Raw genomic sequence first — 13,499 nt, forward strand, 5'->3', positions numbered from 1 at the left:
CACGTAGGGCGGGCGGGACTCGAACCCGCGGATCGTTCGGTTATGAGCCGACTGCCTTGACCAGCTTGGCTACCGCCCCTCGCCGGAGACCGTCAGGCCACCGGCTCACCACGATACAGCGACTCGAACGTCGACAGCGTGCGGTTGATGTCGTGTGCCTCGATCATGACCAGACTGCGATCCCGCATCGCCACGTACTTCGACTCGGGCGCGGTGAGCACCGTCGTGAGCTTCGCCGCCAGGTCGTCCACGTCACCCGGGGCGAACAGGTACCCGTTGCCGTCGATCAGGTGCGGGAGCGCCATCGAGTCGGCGGCGACGACGGGCAGCCCCGAGGCCATCCCCTCGAGCGAGGAGATGCTCTGCAGTTCCGCCGTGGACGGCATCGCGAACACCGTCGCGTTGGTCAGGGCCTCCTGCTTGCGCTCGTCGGAGACGAAGCCCAGGAACCGCACGCGGTCCTCGAGCCCGAGCTCCTTCGCCAACGCGGTGAGCTTCGGGATCATCTCGCCGTCGCCGACGATGGTCAGCGTCGCGGACAGCTCGGCGGGCAGCAGCGCCACCGCACGGACCAGCACGTCGAGGTTCTTCTCGGGGGCCACACGACCCACGAAGACGATGTCATTGTTGACCGGGCGTCCCTCGCGCGCCACGTACCGGGACGCGTCGATGCCGCACGAGATCGCCAGGACCTGCTGACCGGCGATGGCCTTCCGCAGGTAGTCGGCGGCCAGGTTCGTCGGCGTCGTGATGGTGTCGGCCAACCGGTAGGTCTTGGCGGCGTCGCTCCACGCGATCTTCAGCGCGAGGGGCAGCGTCCACTTGCCGAACGGCGTGTACTCGAGCAGGTTCTCCGGCATGAAGTGGTTCGTCGCGATGACCCGGATGCCGCGGTCGTTCGCCTCGTGCACGATGCCACGCCCGATGACCACGTGCGACTGGATGTGCAGCACGTCGGGCTTGACGGCGTCGAGGATCGGGCCGGTCCACTTCCGGACGCTCCACGGCCACACGAAGCGCAGCCACGGGTGCAGCGGCCACTTGTACGACTTCAGGCGGTGCACGACGAGCGTGACGCCGTGGTGCTCCTCGTCGAAGGTGCCGTAGTGGCGGCTCGAGGCCGGGGCCACGACGTGCACCTCGTGCCCGCGCTCGGCCAGTCCGACGGCGAGCTGCTCGGCGAAGGTGGCGGCGCCGTTGACGTCGGGGGCGAAGGTGTCCGCTGCGATCAGCACGCGCAACGGTCGGTGACCGCCGGTCGCACCCGTCGGTCCGGCGGTGGCGGTGGTGGCGTCTCCTGACACGGCTGAGGTCGTCCTCTCGTGGGCGATGGCTGGTCGGCAGTGACGCTATCGCACCAGGATCGACGGTCGCGTCAGCCGCGCGGATGAGGGCGGCGACCACCGGGCGCGCGGCGAGTGCACCGCCGGCCCGCGTCAGGCCCGGGTCTGCGGGTGGTGCTTAGCGAGCAGGAACACCCCGGTGATGGCGATGCCCGCGGCCACCACGAAGCCCGCCACCGCGAACCACGGCGCCCCCGAGGCCTCGCCGAGCACGATCACGCCGATGCCGACCGCGACGATCGGGTCGATCACCGTCAACCCCGCGATCACGAGGTCGGCCGAACCACTCGAGTACGCGTTCTGCACGAAGTACCCACCGAGCGAGGCCGCCACGACCACCCCGACGATGGCGAGCACGGTCAGCCAGTCGAAGGTGCCGTTCACGAACCGGTTCAGCACCACCTTCGCCAGCGTCGCCACGAAACCGTAGAGCACCCCGGCCCCGACGATGTAGTACAGCGCGCTGCGACGCTTGGCCACCAGGCGGAACGACACCAGCACGAGCACCAGCACGACCGCCAGGATCACCAGCACGGTGACGAGCTGCTGGCGGGTGATCGCGCTCTCGTGCCCGACGAAGGCCGCGATGCCGACGAAGATGCCGACACCGATGATGCACGTCCACACGGCCCGCCGGGCACGACGACCGAGTGGCACGCCGGACGAGCGCGACGAGAACCACGTCGTGATGACCAACGCCACGGCACCCAGGGGCTGCACGACGATCAGGGGCGCGAAGGTGATGCTGACCAGCTGCAGCACCACCGCGATGCCGAGCATGAGCGTGCCGAGCACCCAGTAGCCGCTCGAGACGAGCCCGATCACGTGCCGGACGCTCAGCCCCTTCGACTGCCGCCCGAGACGAGCCTCGACCCGCTGCACCCCGCGACTCTGGAACTGCGCCCCGAGCGACAGGAACACCGCACCGATCAGCGCCACCGGGATCATCAGCGCCTGGAACGGCGTGAGGTTGCTCACGGCGTCCGGCAGCTGGAGGTCCGTCGTCACGCGTCGAGGCTACCGTCCCCCGCCGGATAACCTGGGTGAATGGCCGTTCTCCCGATCCGCATCACCGGCGAACCCGTCCTGCACGAGCGTGCAGCCGAGGTCACCGCGTTCGATGACGACCTCCGCACCCTCGTCGCCGACATGCTCGAGACCATGGACCTGGCCCCCGGCGTCGGCCTGGCCGGACCGCAGGTGGGCGTCGGCAAGCGCCTGTTCGTGTACTCCTACACCGACGACGACGACGTCCTGCACCGGGGCGCCGCCGTGAACCCCGTGCTGTGGATCATGCCCCCGGTCCCCGAGTCCGTCGAGGAACTCGACGAGGACGAGGAGTCCGAGGGCTGCCTGTCGATCCCGGGCGAGCGGTTCCCGCTCCGCCGCTCCGAGGGCGCCCTGCTGCGTGCCTTCGACGAGCACGGCACCCCGTTCGAGGTCGAGGCGCACGGCTGGCTGGCCCGGATCTTCCAGCACGAGTACGACCACCTGGACGGCTGGCTCTACGCCGACCGCCTGGTGCACCCCTACGGCAAGCAGGTCGGCAAGGCGATCCGCAAGAGCAGCTGGGGCGGCCCCGGCCAGTCCTGGCTGCCGGGTCGCGACCACCCCGAGGGCTGACGCCCGTCGGCGTCGGCACCCGGTGCCGTCCAGTCCAGCCCGTCGCTGGTCCGGCGGTCGGCCTGGAGGCCCGGCTCAGCCCCGGTAGGCCGCCAGCGCGTCCCGCAGGTGGTCGGTCTCCGGGTGTCCCGGGCAGTACCGCAGCAGCCCTGCGGCCAGGTTCGCGCCGCGTTGGTCGGCGACCGCCGAGGTCCAGGGGTCCGCACCGCGCACCGCGCAGACGCTCGCGAGCTCGACCAGGCTCGCGTCACCGCGCGCCGCCGCCACCGCGGCCTGCTGCTGGCTCGACGGCACCGACCCGGTCAGGCGCTTCGCTGAGCAGTCGGTACGCTCGGCTTCCCACACCGCCGAGTAGGTCGTGTAGGTCGCGCGGTCCTCGCCGTCGCCGTCACAGACGAACCCGAAGACGACCGGCGACGCGCCCGAGCCCAGGCCGGTGTCCGAGCTCGTCGGGTCCTCGGACGCATCGGAGTCCGGGCCGACACTGCTGCAGCCGGTGAGCACCACCGTCACGGCGACGACGACACCCAGGAGCGTGAGTCGAGGCGAACGGGAACGGTGCACCTGTGAACGCTAACAGCATCGACCGCGGCAGACCCGCACGATGGCTCCTGCGATGATGGTCCAGCACCGCTCTGTCCCGGAGGTCCTCATCCCACGCCTGCACTCCCGTCCCGTCCGCGTGACGGCACTCGTCGCCGTCGCCGTCGCCGCCGTGTTCGTCGCGTACTGGCACCTCGGCCGTCCGACCATCGTGAACGACGAGTTCGTGTACCTCCGGGCGAGCTGGGCCTACGTGCACGGGGACTTCTCGCTGAACCTCGAGCACCCGCCGTTCGCGAAGTACGTCTACGGCGTGGCGCAGCTCGTGGTGGGCCAGGGGCCGCTCGGGCCGCGGCTGGTGGCCACCACCGCGATGCTCGGCACCGGTGTCGTGCTGTTCCTCTGGTTGCGGCGCGAAGTCGGCTTCTGGACCGGCCTGACCGCGGCTGCGATGTGGTGGCTGACGCCGCGTGGCTCCGGCTCGTCCTGGGCGGAGGCCGGGTCGGTGATCGGCGTCCGCATCGACCGCTTCGCGATGCTCGAGCCCCTCATGGTCTTCTTCGCCGTCGCCTCGCTCGCCACGGCCTGGCGGTGGATGCGGACCGGTAACCGGTGGTGGGTGGCCACAGCGGGTGCGCTGCTCGCATTGTCCGTGACGTCGAAGGTGTCGACAGCCGTGCTCGTCCTCGCCGTGGGCGCACTCCCCCTGCTGTTCCGTCGGTGGCGCGACCTGGGGGTCGGTGCGCTGTACGGCGGCGTCGCGTTCGTGGTCGTGTTCGTGGTCGTCTACCTGCCGGTCGGGCTCTTCCGGGCCATCGGGCAGATGCTCCGGTTCCAGGCGCAGCAGAACGCCCACGGACACCCGACGACCATCCTCGGGACGATCTACCCGTCGGCGCCGTGGTGGGCGAACTTCGCGTTCCTCGCTGACGGCACGGGCTGGTTGCTGCTCACCGTCCTGACCATCGGTGTGGTCGCCGCCCTCGTCGTCCGCCCGGACCGCCTGGTCGCGTACCTCGGCATCGCCCTCGGTGTCTTCCTGGTCTTCTACGTCATCGTCGCCAACGTCTCGCTGCCGTACTACTACGACGCGTGGATGCCGTTCATCATCGCGTTGGCGGCGATCGGGTACGGGCGACTGGCGACCGTCCGGCCGCCGGTCGGACGCATCACGGCGGCAGTGCTCGTCGCCGCGCTGCTGATCCCCGTCGCACGACTCGGCGTCGCCGTCGTGCAGACCCGTCCGAGCGGCATCGCGATGCTGGCGGACGCGCTCGAGGTCCGGGGCAAGGACGACGAGAACGTCCTGTTCGCCCGGTTCAGCGCGAACACCTGGCGCATCTACTTCGGCGACCGTGGCACGCAGAAGCCGCAGCTCGGACCGTTCGACGCGGTGGTGGTCGGCCACGACGACCGGCGCCCCATGCCGAAGCAGGTCCGCACGTTCCTGGCGGAGTACGACGACCAGCTCGAGCACTTCCGGCTCGACTACCTCGACGTCTACGTCACGAAGACCGGCGTGATCAATGACAACAACCGCGACGGCACCCTGAGCATCGAGCCCGAAGAGCCCGACGACCGCTGACCCACACACGCCGGCGTCCCGCGCACACGCCGGCGTCCCAGACACACGCCGGCGTCCCAGGCACACGCCGGCGTCGTGCCAGAACGCCCCTGAACCGGCGAGACACCGCCGAATCCGGAGGCGTCTCGAGCACGAGGCGGCGTGCAACGAAGACGCCGGCGTCTTCCCCACGCAGCGCGGAACGCAAAAGGTCCCCACCCCGAAGGGATGAGGACCTATCGCTCCCCGAGTTGGACTCGAACCAACAACCTGCCGGTTAACAGCCGGCTGCTCTGCCAATTGAGCTATCGAGGATCACTGTCCGCTGGCGAATGACGTGCGAACAACGGGTAACAGCATAGCAGGACCCCGGGGGCCTCCACCGCATCGGACACGCCGCCCGGGCGCGCCGCGTGGTGGGGTCCGCGCATCAGTACCCGGCGACCGGGTCGACGACGCCCACGAAGCCCTCGCCGTCGCCCCCGAGGAACGCCGCGGTGTTGAGCCGGACGCGCTCGGCGAGCAGGGGCGCGACCATCTCCGGGGTGTCCGCCTGGTGCGGCGTGATGACCGCTCCGGGCTCGGACCACAGCGGGTGGCCGTCGGGCAGCGGCTCCGGGTCGGTGACGTCGAGGCCGGCCGCCGCGATCGCACCGGATCGCAGTGCGGCGACCAGGGCGTCGGTGTCGACGAGTCCGCCGCGCGCGATGTTCACGAGCCGGGCGGACGGCTTCATGATCTGGAACTGCCGCTCGCCGAAGAGCTTCGCGGTGCCCGAGGTCATCGCCGCCGCGATCATGACCACGTCGGCGTCGGGCAGGACCCGGTCGAGTTCGTCGGTGGTGACGGTCCGCGCGGCTCCCGGCACGGGCTCGGACGAGCGGCGCACGACGGTGACGTCGACGTCGAACGGTGCGAGCAGCCGGAGGTACTCGAGCGCGATCCCCCCGGCGCCGATCACGACGACGTTCCGCCCGTACAGCGACACGCCCTCGGGCTCGGTCGCCCACGACGATGCACGAGCGCGCTTCTGCAGGACCCGGAGCGTGCCGAGGGTCAGTGCCAGGGCGTGCTCGGCGACGGGCTCGGCGTAGGCGCCCTTGGCCGAGGTGAAAAGCACGCGGTCGCCGTGCTCCTGGATCAGGTGCGCGAATGCGTCGACGCCGGCGAACGGCAGCTGCACCCAGCCGACCCCCGGTGCGGACGACAGCGCGTCGGCGAGGCCGGCCGGGTCGCGGGGGTCGAGCCAGACGACCCCGCGGGTGTCGGCATCGAGCGGTGCGACGGTGCCGCCGGCCTCGGTCACGGCGTCCACGTGCAGGTCCGTCGGCTCCGGAAGCACGGCGACCGGCCCGGGCTCCGGAGCCTCGATCGGCAGCGGTGCACCCGACGTGGGAACGACGGCGCGGTGGCCGCGGGGGCCCTGGTCGGTGGTGCTCACGCGTTCTCCTGACGGTCGGTCCGCGGGCCGGTGCCGGCGGCGAGCGGACGGCGCGGCGCCGACGAACGGCGGGCCGTGGTCGGTGCCGGACGACGCTTCACGCCGCGGGCCGCGGTCGAGGCGAGGGTCTTGACGTAGGGGTCGACGGGGTTGTCGAGGACCTCGTCGAAGGTGCCGAGCCCGACGAGCCGGGCATCGGCCATCACGGCGACGCGGTCGGCGAGGGCGCGGGCCTCGCGCAGGTCGCTGGACACGACGACGGCGGAGAACTGCCGGCCGCGCTGCAGGGTCGCCAGAGCCTCGAGCACGGACTGCCGCACGAGTACGTCGACGCCGCGCGCTGGTTCGTCCGCGACCAGGAGCTGGGGCTCGAGCACGAGCGCCTTCGCCAGGGCGACACGCTGGCGCTGACCGCTCGAGAGCTCCCACGTGTTCAGGCGCATCGCCCCGAGCGGCAGGTGCACCGCGTCGAGCAGCCGGGCCACGATGAGCCCGGCCTCGCGCCGGTCGAACCGGCGGTCGCGGGCGTAGATCGGTTCGGCGACGGCCTCGCCCACGGTCAGGTCCGGGCTGAGCCGGTCGGCGCCGTCCTGCGGCAGGTAGCCGATCCGGCCGCTCAGCCGTTCGAGCTTGCGCGACGAGGGACGGAGGCCCCGGGTCTTCTGGCCGAGCACGGTCAGCTCGCCGCCGACGATGTGCCGACGGAGGGCCCCCTCGCCCTCGCCGTGGGATCCGAGCTGGCCGGCGATGGCGGCGGCGAAGGTCGACTTGCCCGAGCCGGACTCACCGAGCAGGGCGAGGATCTCCCCCTGCCGGACCGTGAGGCTCACGCCGTCGACGGCCCGGATGGACTCGCCCCCGCGTCCGCCCCGGTACTCGATCGACACGTCGTCCGCGACGACCGCCGGTCCGTTGACCGCGATCATGGGTCCCCTTCCACGCCGCCCCCTGGCGGCGGTTCGCGACGGGCCGCCCTGGCAGACCCGTCGTGCGTGCAGCAGTGGAGACGACCACCCGGGAGGCCCGGCGTGCGTCGACGACGCAGGCCGGGCCTCCAGGGTGGTCACGGCGGGTCAGGACCCGGCGTGCTCCAGTCGCTCCAGCGTACGCCGTCGCTCCGCCTGCTCTGCTGGGTCCGGCACCGGCAGCGACGCGAGGAGCCGCTGCGTGTAGGGGTGCTGCGGCGCGCCGAGGACCTGCGCCGTCGTGCCCGTCTCGACCAGGTCGCCGCGGTACAGCACCGCGATCCGATCGGACAGCGCACCGACGACCGCGAGGTCGTGGCTGATGAACAACGACGCGAAGCCGAGGTCCTGCTGCAGCTCGAGGAAGAGCTCGAGCACGCGCGCCTGCACGGAGACGTCCAGCGCACTCGTCGGCTCGTCGGCGATGAGCAGCTTCGGCCGGAGCGCGAGCGACCGGGCGAGCGACGCGCGCTGGCGCTGCCCACCGGAGAGCTCGTGCGGGTAGCGGTCACCGTACGCGGCCGGCAGCTGCACGGCCTCGAGCAGCTCGTCGACCCGCTTGCGCGCGGCACGGGGGCTCGAGACCTCCTTGTGCACGACCAGCGGCTCGGCGACGCACTCGGCGATCGTCAGCAGCGGGTTGAACGAGGTCGCCGGGTCCTGGAACACGAACCCGATGTCCTTGCGCAGGTGCTTGAAGTCGCGTTCGCGGTACCCGAGCATCTCGGCGCCGAGGACCTTGAGCGAGCCGCCCGTGACCTTCGTCAGGCCGGCCATCGCCCGGCCGATGGTGGTCTTGCCCGAACCGGACTCCCCCACCAGGCCGAGGACCTCGCCCGGACGGATCGCCAGGTCGACGCCCTTGACCGCCTTGAACGCCGGCGAGCCGAGCCGCCCCGGGTACTCGATCTCGAGCCCCTTCGCCTCGACGAGCGGCGTGACGTCCTCGGAGATGGCGGCACGCCGGGCCACCCCGGTCGACGCTTCGAGCCGGGGCACCGCCGCGAGCAGCCGCTTGGTGTAGTCGGCCTGCGGGGTGGCGAAGAGTGCCGCAGCCGTCGCCTCTTCGACGATCTCGCCCTGGTACATCACCGCGACCCGGTCGGCCAGGTCGGCGACCACGCCCATGTTGTGGGTGATGACGACGATCGCGGTGCCGAACTCGTCGCGGCAGCGGCGCAGCAGGTCGAGGATCTCGGCCTGCACCGTCACGTCGAGCGCCGTCGTGGGCTCGTCCGCGATGATGACGCTCGGTTCGAGGGCCAGTGCACTCGCGATGACCACGCGCTGCTTCTGCCCGCCGGAGAACTGGTGCGGGTAGTGGTCGACGCGGGTCTCGGGGTCGGGGATGCCGACGCGACCGAGGTAGTCGATGGCCTTCGCCCGTGCTTCCTTCTTGGACACGCCGCCGTGGGCGCGGAGCCCCTCGGCGATCTGCCACCCGACGGTGAAGACCGGGTTGAGGGCGGTCGACGGTTCCTGGAACACCATCGCCCCGGCCGTCCCGCGCAGGCTGCGCAGCTTCTGCGCGCCGACGCTCACCACGTCGGTGCCGTCGAGCAGCACGGCGCCGCCGAGCGTCGCAGTCTCCGGCATGAGCCGCAGCATGCTGCGGGCCGTGACCGACTTGCCGGAGCCGGACTCGCCGACCAGGGCGAGGACCTCGCCCGGGCGGACGTCGAGGCTGACGCCCTTGACCGCGTCGACGGCACCGCCGTCGGTCGCGAACGTGACGGTCAGGTCGTCGACGACGACGACCGGCTCGGTGGTGGTGTCGCCCGGTTGCAGGCGGGTGGTCGGGGTCATGCGCCCGTCCCTTCCGTGTCGTTCCCCGCGTTGCGCGGTGCCTCGCCGTCGCGGGCGTCGCGCGCTGCCTTGGTACCGCGCGCGTCGCGCGTGGACACCAGCTGCTTCAGCCGTCGGCGTGCGCGCAGGCGGGGGTCGGAGATGTCGTTCAGGCTCTCGCCGATGAAGGTCACACCGAGCACGAGCACCACGATCGCGACACCCGGGTAGACACCGGTCCACCAGACGCCGCTCGCGACGTCCGAGAGCGCACGGCTCAGGTCGTAGCCCCACTCGGCGCCGGAGGTCGGGCCGATGCCGAACCCGAGGAAACCGAGGCCGGCCAGGGTCAGGATCGCGTCGCTGGCGTTCAGCGTGAGGATGAGCGGCAGGGATCGCGTCGAGTTCCGCAGGACGTGCCGCGTCATGATGCGCCACGGGTTCGTGCCCATCACGCGCGCCGACTCGACGAACGCGTCGTTCTTCAGCCGGACGGCTTCGGCACGGACCACGCGGAAGTACTGCGGCACGTAGACGACGGTGATCGAGATCGCCGCCGCGATGATGCCGCCCGAGTAGCTCGAGTTGCCGCCGGAGATGACGATGGACACGATGATCGCGAGCAACAGCGACGGGAACGCGTAGATGGCGTCGGCCACGACCACCAGGACGCGGTCGAGCCAGCCGCCCAGGTACCCGGAGACCATGCCGAGCAGGACGCCGACGATGATCGAGACGATCACGGCGACGATGACGACGAGCACGGCTGTGCGGGCGCCGTAGAGCACGCGGCTGAAGACGTCGAAACCGCCGACCGTGGTGCCCCAGATGTGCTCAGCGCTCGGTGCTCCCGTGCGCGGGAAGCTCTGGCCGTCCGTGCCCTGCAGCTGGCCGAAGCCGTACGGGGCGAGGAGCGGGGCGAACACCGCGATCAGCAGGTAGAGGGCGCAGATGACCACGCCGACGATGAGCATGGCGCGCTGCCAGCCGGTGCTCCGACGGAGCTGGACCACCACGGGGAGCCGCTTCCAGAGCGGCTCGTGGCGGTCGACGAGGGTGGTGTCGACCATCGTCAGAACCTCACTCTCGGATCGATGAGGGCGGCGACGACGTCGACGATGAAGTTGGTCACCGCGACGATCACCGCCAGCATCGCGACGATGCCCTGCACCGCGACGAAGTCACGGGCCGACAGGTACTGGTTGAGCTCGAAGCCCAAGCCGCGCCACCCGAAGGTCGTCTCGGTGAGCACCGAGCCGCCCAGGAGCATCGCGATCTGCAGGCCCATCACGGTGATGATCGGCACGAGCGCTGGACGGAACGCGTGGGTGCGGACGAGCCGCGACTCGCGCACGCCGCGGGACCGGGCGGCGTCGACGTACTCGGAGCCGAGCGACCCGATCATGTTCGCGCGCACCAGGCGCAGGAAGATGCCGGCGGTGAGCAGGCCGAGCGTCAGCGCGGGCAGGACGGCGTGCTGGAGCACGTCGCCGATGACGGCGGCGTTGCCGGTGCGGAGCGCGTCGATGATGTAGATGCCGCTCGCGCCGGGGATGCCGTCGAGGATGAGCGACACCCGGGTCGAGGCGCGGTCGCCGAGGGGCAGCCAGCCGAGCCACACCGAGAAGACGAGCTTCAGCAGCAGACCGCCGAAGAACACCGGCGTGGCGTAGGTCAGGATCGCGAGCGCACGGAGCAGCACGTCCGGCCACTTGTCACGTGTGTACGCGGCGAGCATGCCGAGCGGGATGCCGAGCACGAGCGCGACGATGAGCGCGTAGAACACGAGCTCCGCGGTCGCACCGCCGTACGTGACGATGATGTCGGTGATCGGACGGTTGTCCGTCGACGAGGTGCCGAAGTCACCGCGCAGGATGTTGCCGAGGTACTCGAAGTACTGCACGAGCACCGGCCGGTCGTACCCGGCGGCGTGCAGGCGTTCCTGCAGCTGGCTCGGCGTGAGTCGACCGCCGACCGACGCGGTGATCGGGTTCCCGATGACGCGCATCAGGAAGAACACGAGCGTCACCAGGATGAAGACGGTCGGGATGATGAGGAGGAACCTGACGAGGATGTACCGGCCGAGTCCGCCGCCACTGTTCTTGGCACTGCGTTGTGCCTGTGGCTTGGTGGGATCGGTGCCGTTCACGTCCTGCGTCGCCTCGGGAGTGCTGAGGGTCACGGGGTGTGTGCCTTTCGTCGCCGTTGCACAGGCACGCGGGCGTCCCTCGTGGGAACGCCCGCGGCCTGCACGTGGGGCTTGGTGCTACTTGCTCAGGGTGGCGTACCGGAACTTGAACGAGGCGTCGAGGGTCAGGCCCTTGACGTCCTTGCCGGCGACCGCGACGGACTTGCCCTGCAGCAGCGGCAGCGTCGAGATCTGGGTGGCTTCGCGCTCCTGGGCCTGCTCGATCAGGTCAGCACGCTTGTCCGGGTCGGACTCGGCCTGCTCCTTCGCGATGAGGTCCTGGATCTCCGGGTCGTCGTAGTGGTTCTGGACGAAGTTCTCCTTGGTGAAGAACGGCGACAGGTAGTTGTCGGCGTCGGAGAAGTCCGGGAACCAGCCGAGCTGGTACACGGGGTAGGCGTCCTTGGTGCGCTCCTGGGCGTAGGTCGTGTAGACCGTCGACTGGATGTTGACGGTGAACAGACCGGAGTCCTCGAGCTGCTGCTTGAGCAGCGCGTACTCGTCGTCCGAGGCCGAACCGTAGTGGTCGGGCGCGTACTGGATGTCCAGCTGCACCTTGCCCTTGACGCCGGCGTCCGACAGCGTCTTCTTCGCCTTCGACACGTCCGCGCCGCCGTCGCCGTCGCCGTACATCTCCTTGAACGGCTGGACCGCGCCGGTCAGGCCGTCCGGGACCATCGAGTACAGCGGGGTGAAGGTGTCGTTGTAGACCTCCTTCGCGAGCTGGGCACGGTCGACCACGTCGGCAGCGGCCTGACGCACGGCCAGGGCCTTCGCCTCGTCGGCGTCGTCCTGCCCGGTGCCGAACGGCTGGGTCTTGAAGTTGAAGACCACGTAGCGGATCTCGCCGCCGGGGCCGTCGGTGACCTTGAGGGAGTCGTCCTTGCGCAGGTCCGAGATGTCGGTCGGCGTCAGGGAGCGGTACGCCACGTCGACGTCGCCCTTCTGCACGGCGAGCTTGAGGTCGGTCTCCTTGGTGTAGTAGCTGGCGGTGACCTCGTCGGTCTTCGCCTTGCCGAGCAGGCCGTCGTACTTCGGGTTCGTCTTGTACTGGATCGTGTCGTTCTCCTTGTAGGAGCTGATCTGGTACTGCCCGGCGAAGGCCTTGCCCTTGACGATGTCGTCGGCGCTGGTGAGCTTCGTCGCGCTGAAGACGTCCTCGTCGACGATCGGGCCCGCGGGGCTCGAGAGCACCTGCGGCCAGGTCTGGTCGGCGTGGTCCAGGTTGAACACCACGGTGGTGTCGTCCGGGGTGTCGATGCTCTTGAGGTTGGCCAGCAGCGACTGCGGACCGTTCTCGTTGTTGATCTTCAGCTCGCGGTCGAACGAGAACTTCACGTCGCTCGACGTGAGCTTGTTGCCGTTCGCGAACTCGAGCCCGTCCTTGAGGGTGACCTCGTAGGTGGTCGGGTTCGTGAACTCCGCCTTCGTGGCGATGTCCGGCTCGACGTCCGGGCTCCCCACGGGCGTGTTCATCAGGAACGGGAACACCTGGTTCTGCACGGCGAAGGAGCCGTTGTCGTAGGAACCGGCCGGGTCGAGGGACGTGATCTTGTCCGTCGTCCCGATGCTCAGGCCGTTCAGTTCGGTGTCACTCACGCTGCTGCTCGCGCAGCCGGTCAGCACCAGCGCCGTCGCTGCTGCACCGGCGCCGAGCGCGATGCCGCGCTTGCCCCACTTGGTCACGGATGCCATGTCCGCTGCCTCTCTCATCATGATTGCAAGAGTCCTGACCCGGAGGATGGAACGTCTGTGTGCCCGGTCAGGAACGCTCATTGGTACCACCCTGTCACGGAACAGCACGAACCGAGGGCGATTTGTTTACACCGCTGTAATGCACGGGGTCGTCGCATGATGCATGATTCCGCCGGAGTCGAGCGGCGCGTCACGCACGAAAGTTGCGTGGTGCAACCGGCGGGATCAGGCGCTCGTCCCTGCCCGTTCCTGCCCGTTCCTGCGCCAGGCGACGGTTCGAGCGACCGCTGTGGTGGGCCGACGGCAAGTCGCGCGACTTCGCCCCCGGCCTGGCTGTCTCTTATACACATCT

Annotated in this window: 11 protein-coding genes and 2 tRNA genes; 2 read left to right on the forward strand and 11 right to left on the reverse strand. The window is 70.1% G+C overall.

The window, feature by feature from the left end; translation table 11 throughout:
• Positions 1–4: 4 nt before the first annotated feature.
• From DEJ17_RS13330 to DEJ17_RS13340, 3 genes are all read right to left on the reverse strand, one after another.
• A tRNA-Ile gene (locus tag DEJ17_RS13330) sits at positions 5–79 on the reverse strand.
• A 13-nt stretch (positions 80–92) separates the two neighbouring features.
• Positions 93–1,304: a glycosyltransferase gene (locus tag DEJ17_RS13335; RefSeq protein ID WP_110894612.1), complete on the reverse strand. Its 1,212-nt coding sequence runs from the start codon at positions 1,302–1,304 to the stop codon at positions 93–95.
• 132 nt (positions 1,305–1,436) lie between these two features.
• Entirely contained in the window at positions 1,437–2,351 is a 915-nt protein-coding gene (locus tag DEJ17_RS13340) for a DMT family transporter (protein WP_181421190.1), read from the reverse strand.
• 39 nt (positions 2,352–2,390) lie between these two features.
• Here DEJ17_RS13340 and def point away from each other — a divergent pair, with 39 nt between their 5' ends.
• Complete coding sequence (gene def, locus DEJ17_RS13345; RefSeq protein ID WP_110894615.1) at positions 2,391–2,966, forward strand: peptide deformylase; 576 nt, start codon at positions 2,391–2,393, stop codon at positions 2,964–2,966.
• A 75-nt stretch (positions 2,967–3,041) separates the two neighbouring features.
• On the opposite strand, the gene DEJ17_RS13350 is transcribed toward def, so the two are convergent.
• Positions 3,042–3,530 (reverse strand): hypothetical protein, encoded by a 489-nt coding sequence (locus DEJ17_RS13350; protein WP_110894617.1) that lies wholly within the window; start codon positions 3,528–3,530, stop codon positions 3,042–3,044.
• Between the two features lie 52 nt (positions 3,531–3,582).
• On the opposite strand from DEJ17_RS13350, the gene DEJ17_RS13355 reads away from it, so the two are divergent.
• Positions 3,583–5,094, forward strand: coding sequence for a glycosyltransferase family 39 protein (locus tag DEJ17_RS13355; protein WP_181421192.1), 1,512 nt, complete (start codon positions 3,583–3,585; stop codon positions 5,092–5,094).
• 221 nt (positions 5,095–5,315) lie between these two features.
• Here the strand turns inward: DEJ17_RS13355 and DEJ17_RS13360 are convergent.
• From DEJ17_RS13360 to DEJ17_RS13390, 7 genes are all read right to left on the reverse strand, one after another.
• Positions 5,316–5,388: transfer RNA gene (locus tag DEJ17_RS13360), tRNA-Asn, on the reverse strand.
• 115 nt (positions 5,389–5,503) lie between these two features.
• Complete coding sequence (locus DEJ17_RS13365; RefSeq protein ID WP_258366816.1) at positions 5,504–6,514, reverse strand: D-isomer specific 2-hydroxyacid dehydrogenase family protein; 1,011 nt, start codon at positions 6,512–6,514, stop codon at positions 5,504–5,506.
• A complete protein-coding gene (locus DEJ17_RS13370) occupies positions 6,511–7,440 on the reverse strand; it encodes an ATP-binding cassette domain-containing protein (RefSeq protein WP_110864664.1) in 930 nt (309 codons plus the stop codon). Before DEJ17_RS13370 ends, DEJ17_RS13365 begins: the two co-directional genes overlap by 4 nt.
• Positions 7,441–7,587: 147 nt before the next feature.
• Positions 7,588–9,285, reverse strand: coding sequence for an ABC transporter ATP-binding protein (locus DEJ17_RS13375; RefSeq protein WP_110894621.1), 1,698 nt, complete (start codon positions 9,283–9,285; stop codon positions 7,588–7,590).
• Entirely contained in the window at positions 9,282–10,334 is a 1,053-nt protein-coding gene (locus DEJ17_RS13380; protein ID WP_110894623.1) for an ABC transporter permease, read from the reverse strand. Before DEJ17_RS13380 ends, DEJ17_RS13375 begins: the two co-directional genes overlap by 4 nt.
• Positions 10,335–10,336: 2 nt before the next feature.
• Positions 10,337–11,413, reverse strand: coding sequence for an ABC transporter permease (locus tag DEJ17_RS13385; protein WP_083404423.1), 1,077 nt, complete (start codon positions 11,411–11,413; stop codon positions 10,337–10,339).
• 117 nt (positions 11,414–11,530) lie between these two features.
• A complete protein-coding gene (locus DEJ17_RS13390) occupies positions 11,531–13,147 on the reverse strand; it encodes an ABC transporter substrate-binding protein (RefSeq protein WP_071405356.1) in 1,617 nt (538 codons plus the stop codon).
• Between the last annotated feature and the right edge of the window lie 352 nt (positions 13,148–13,499).

The organism is Curtobacterium sp. MCSS17_011 (assembly GCF_003224275.1).
GTDB lineage: Bacteria > Actinomycetota > Actinomycetes > Actinomycetales > Microbacteriaceae > Curtobacterium.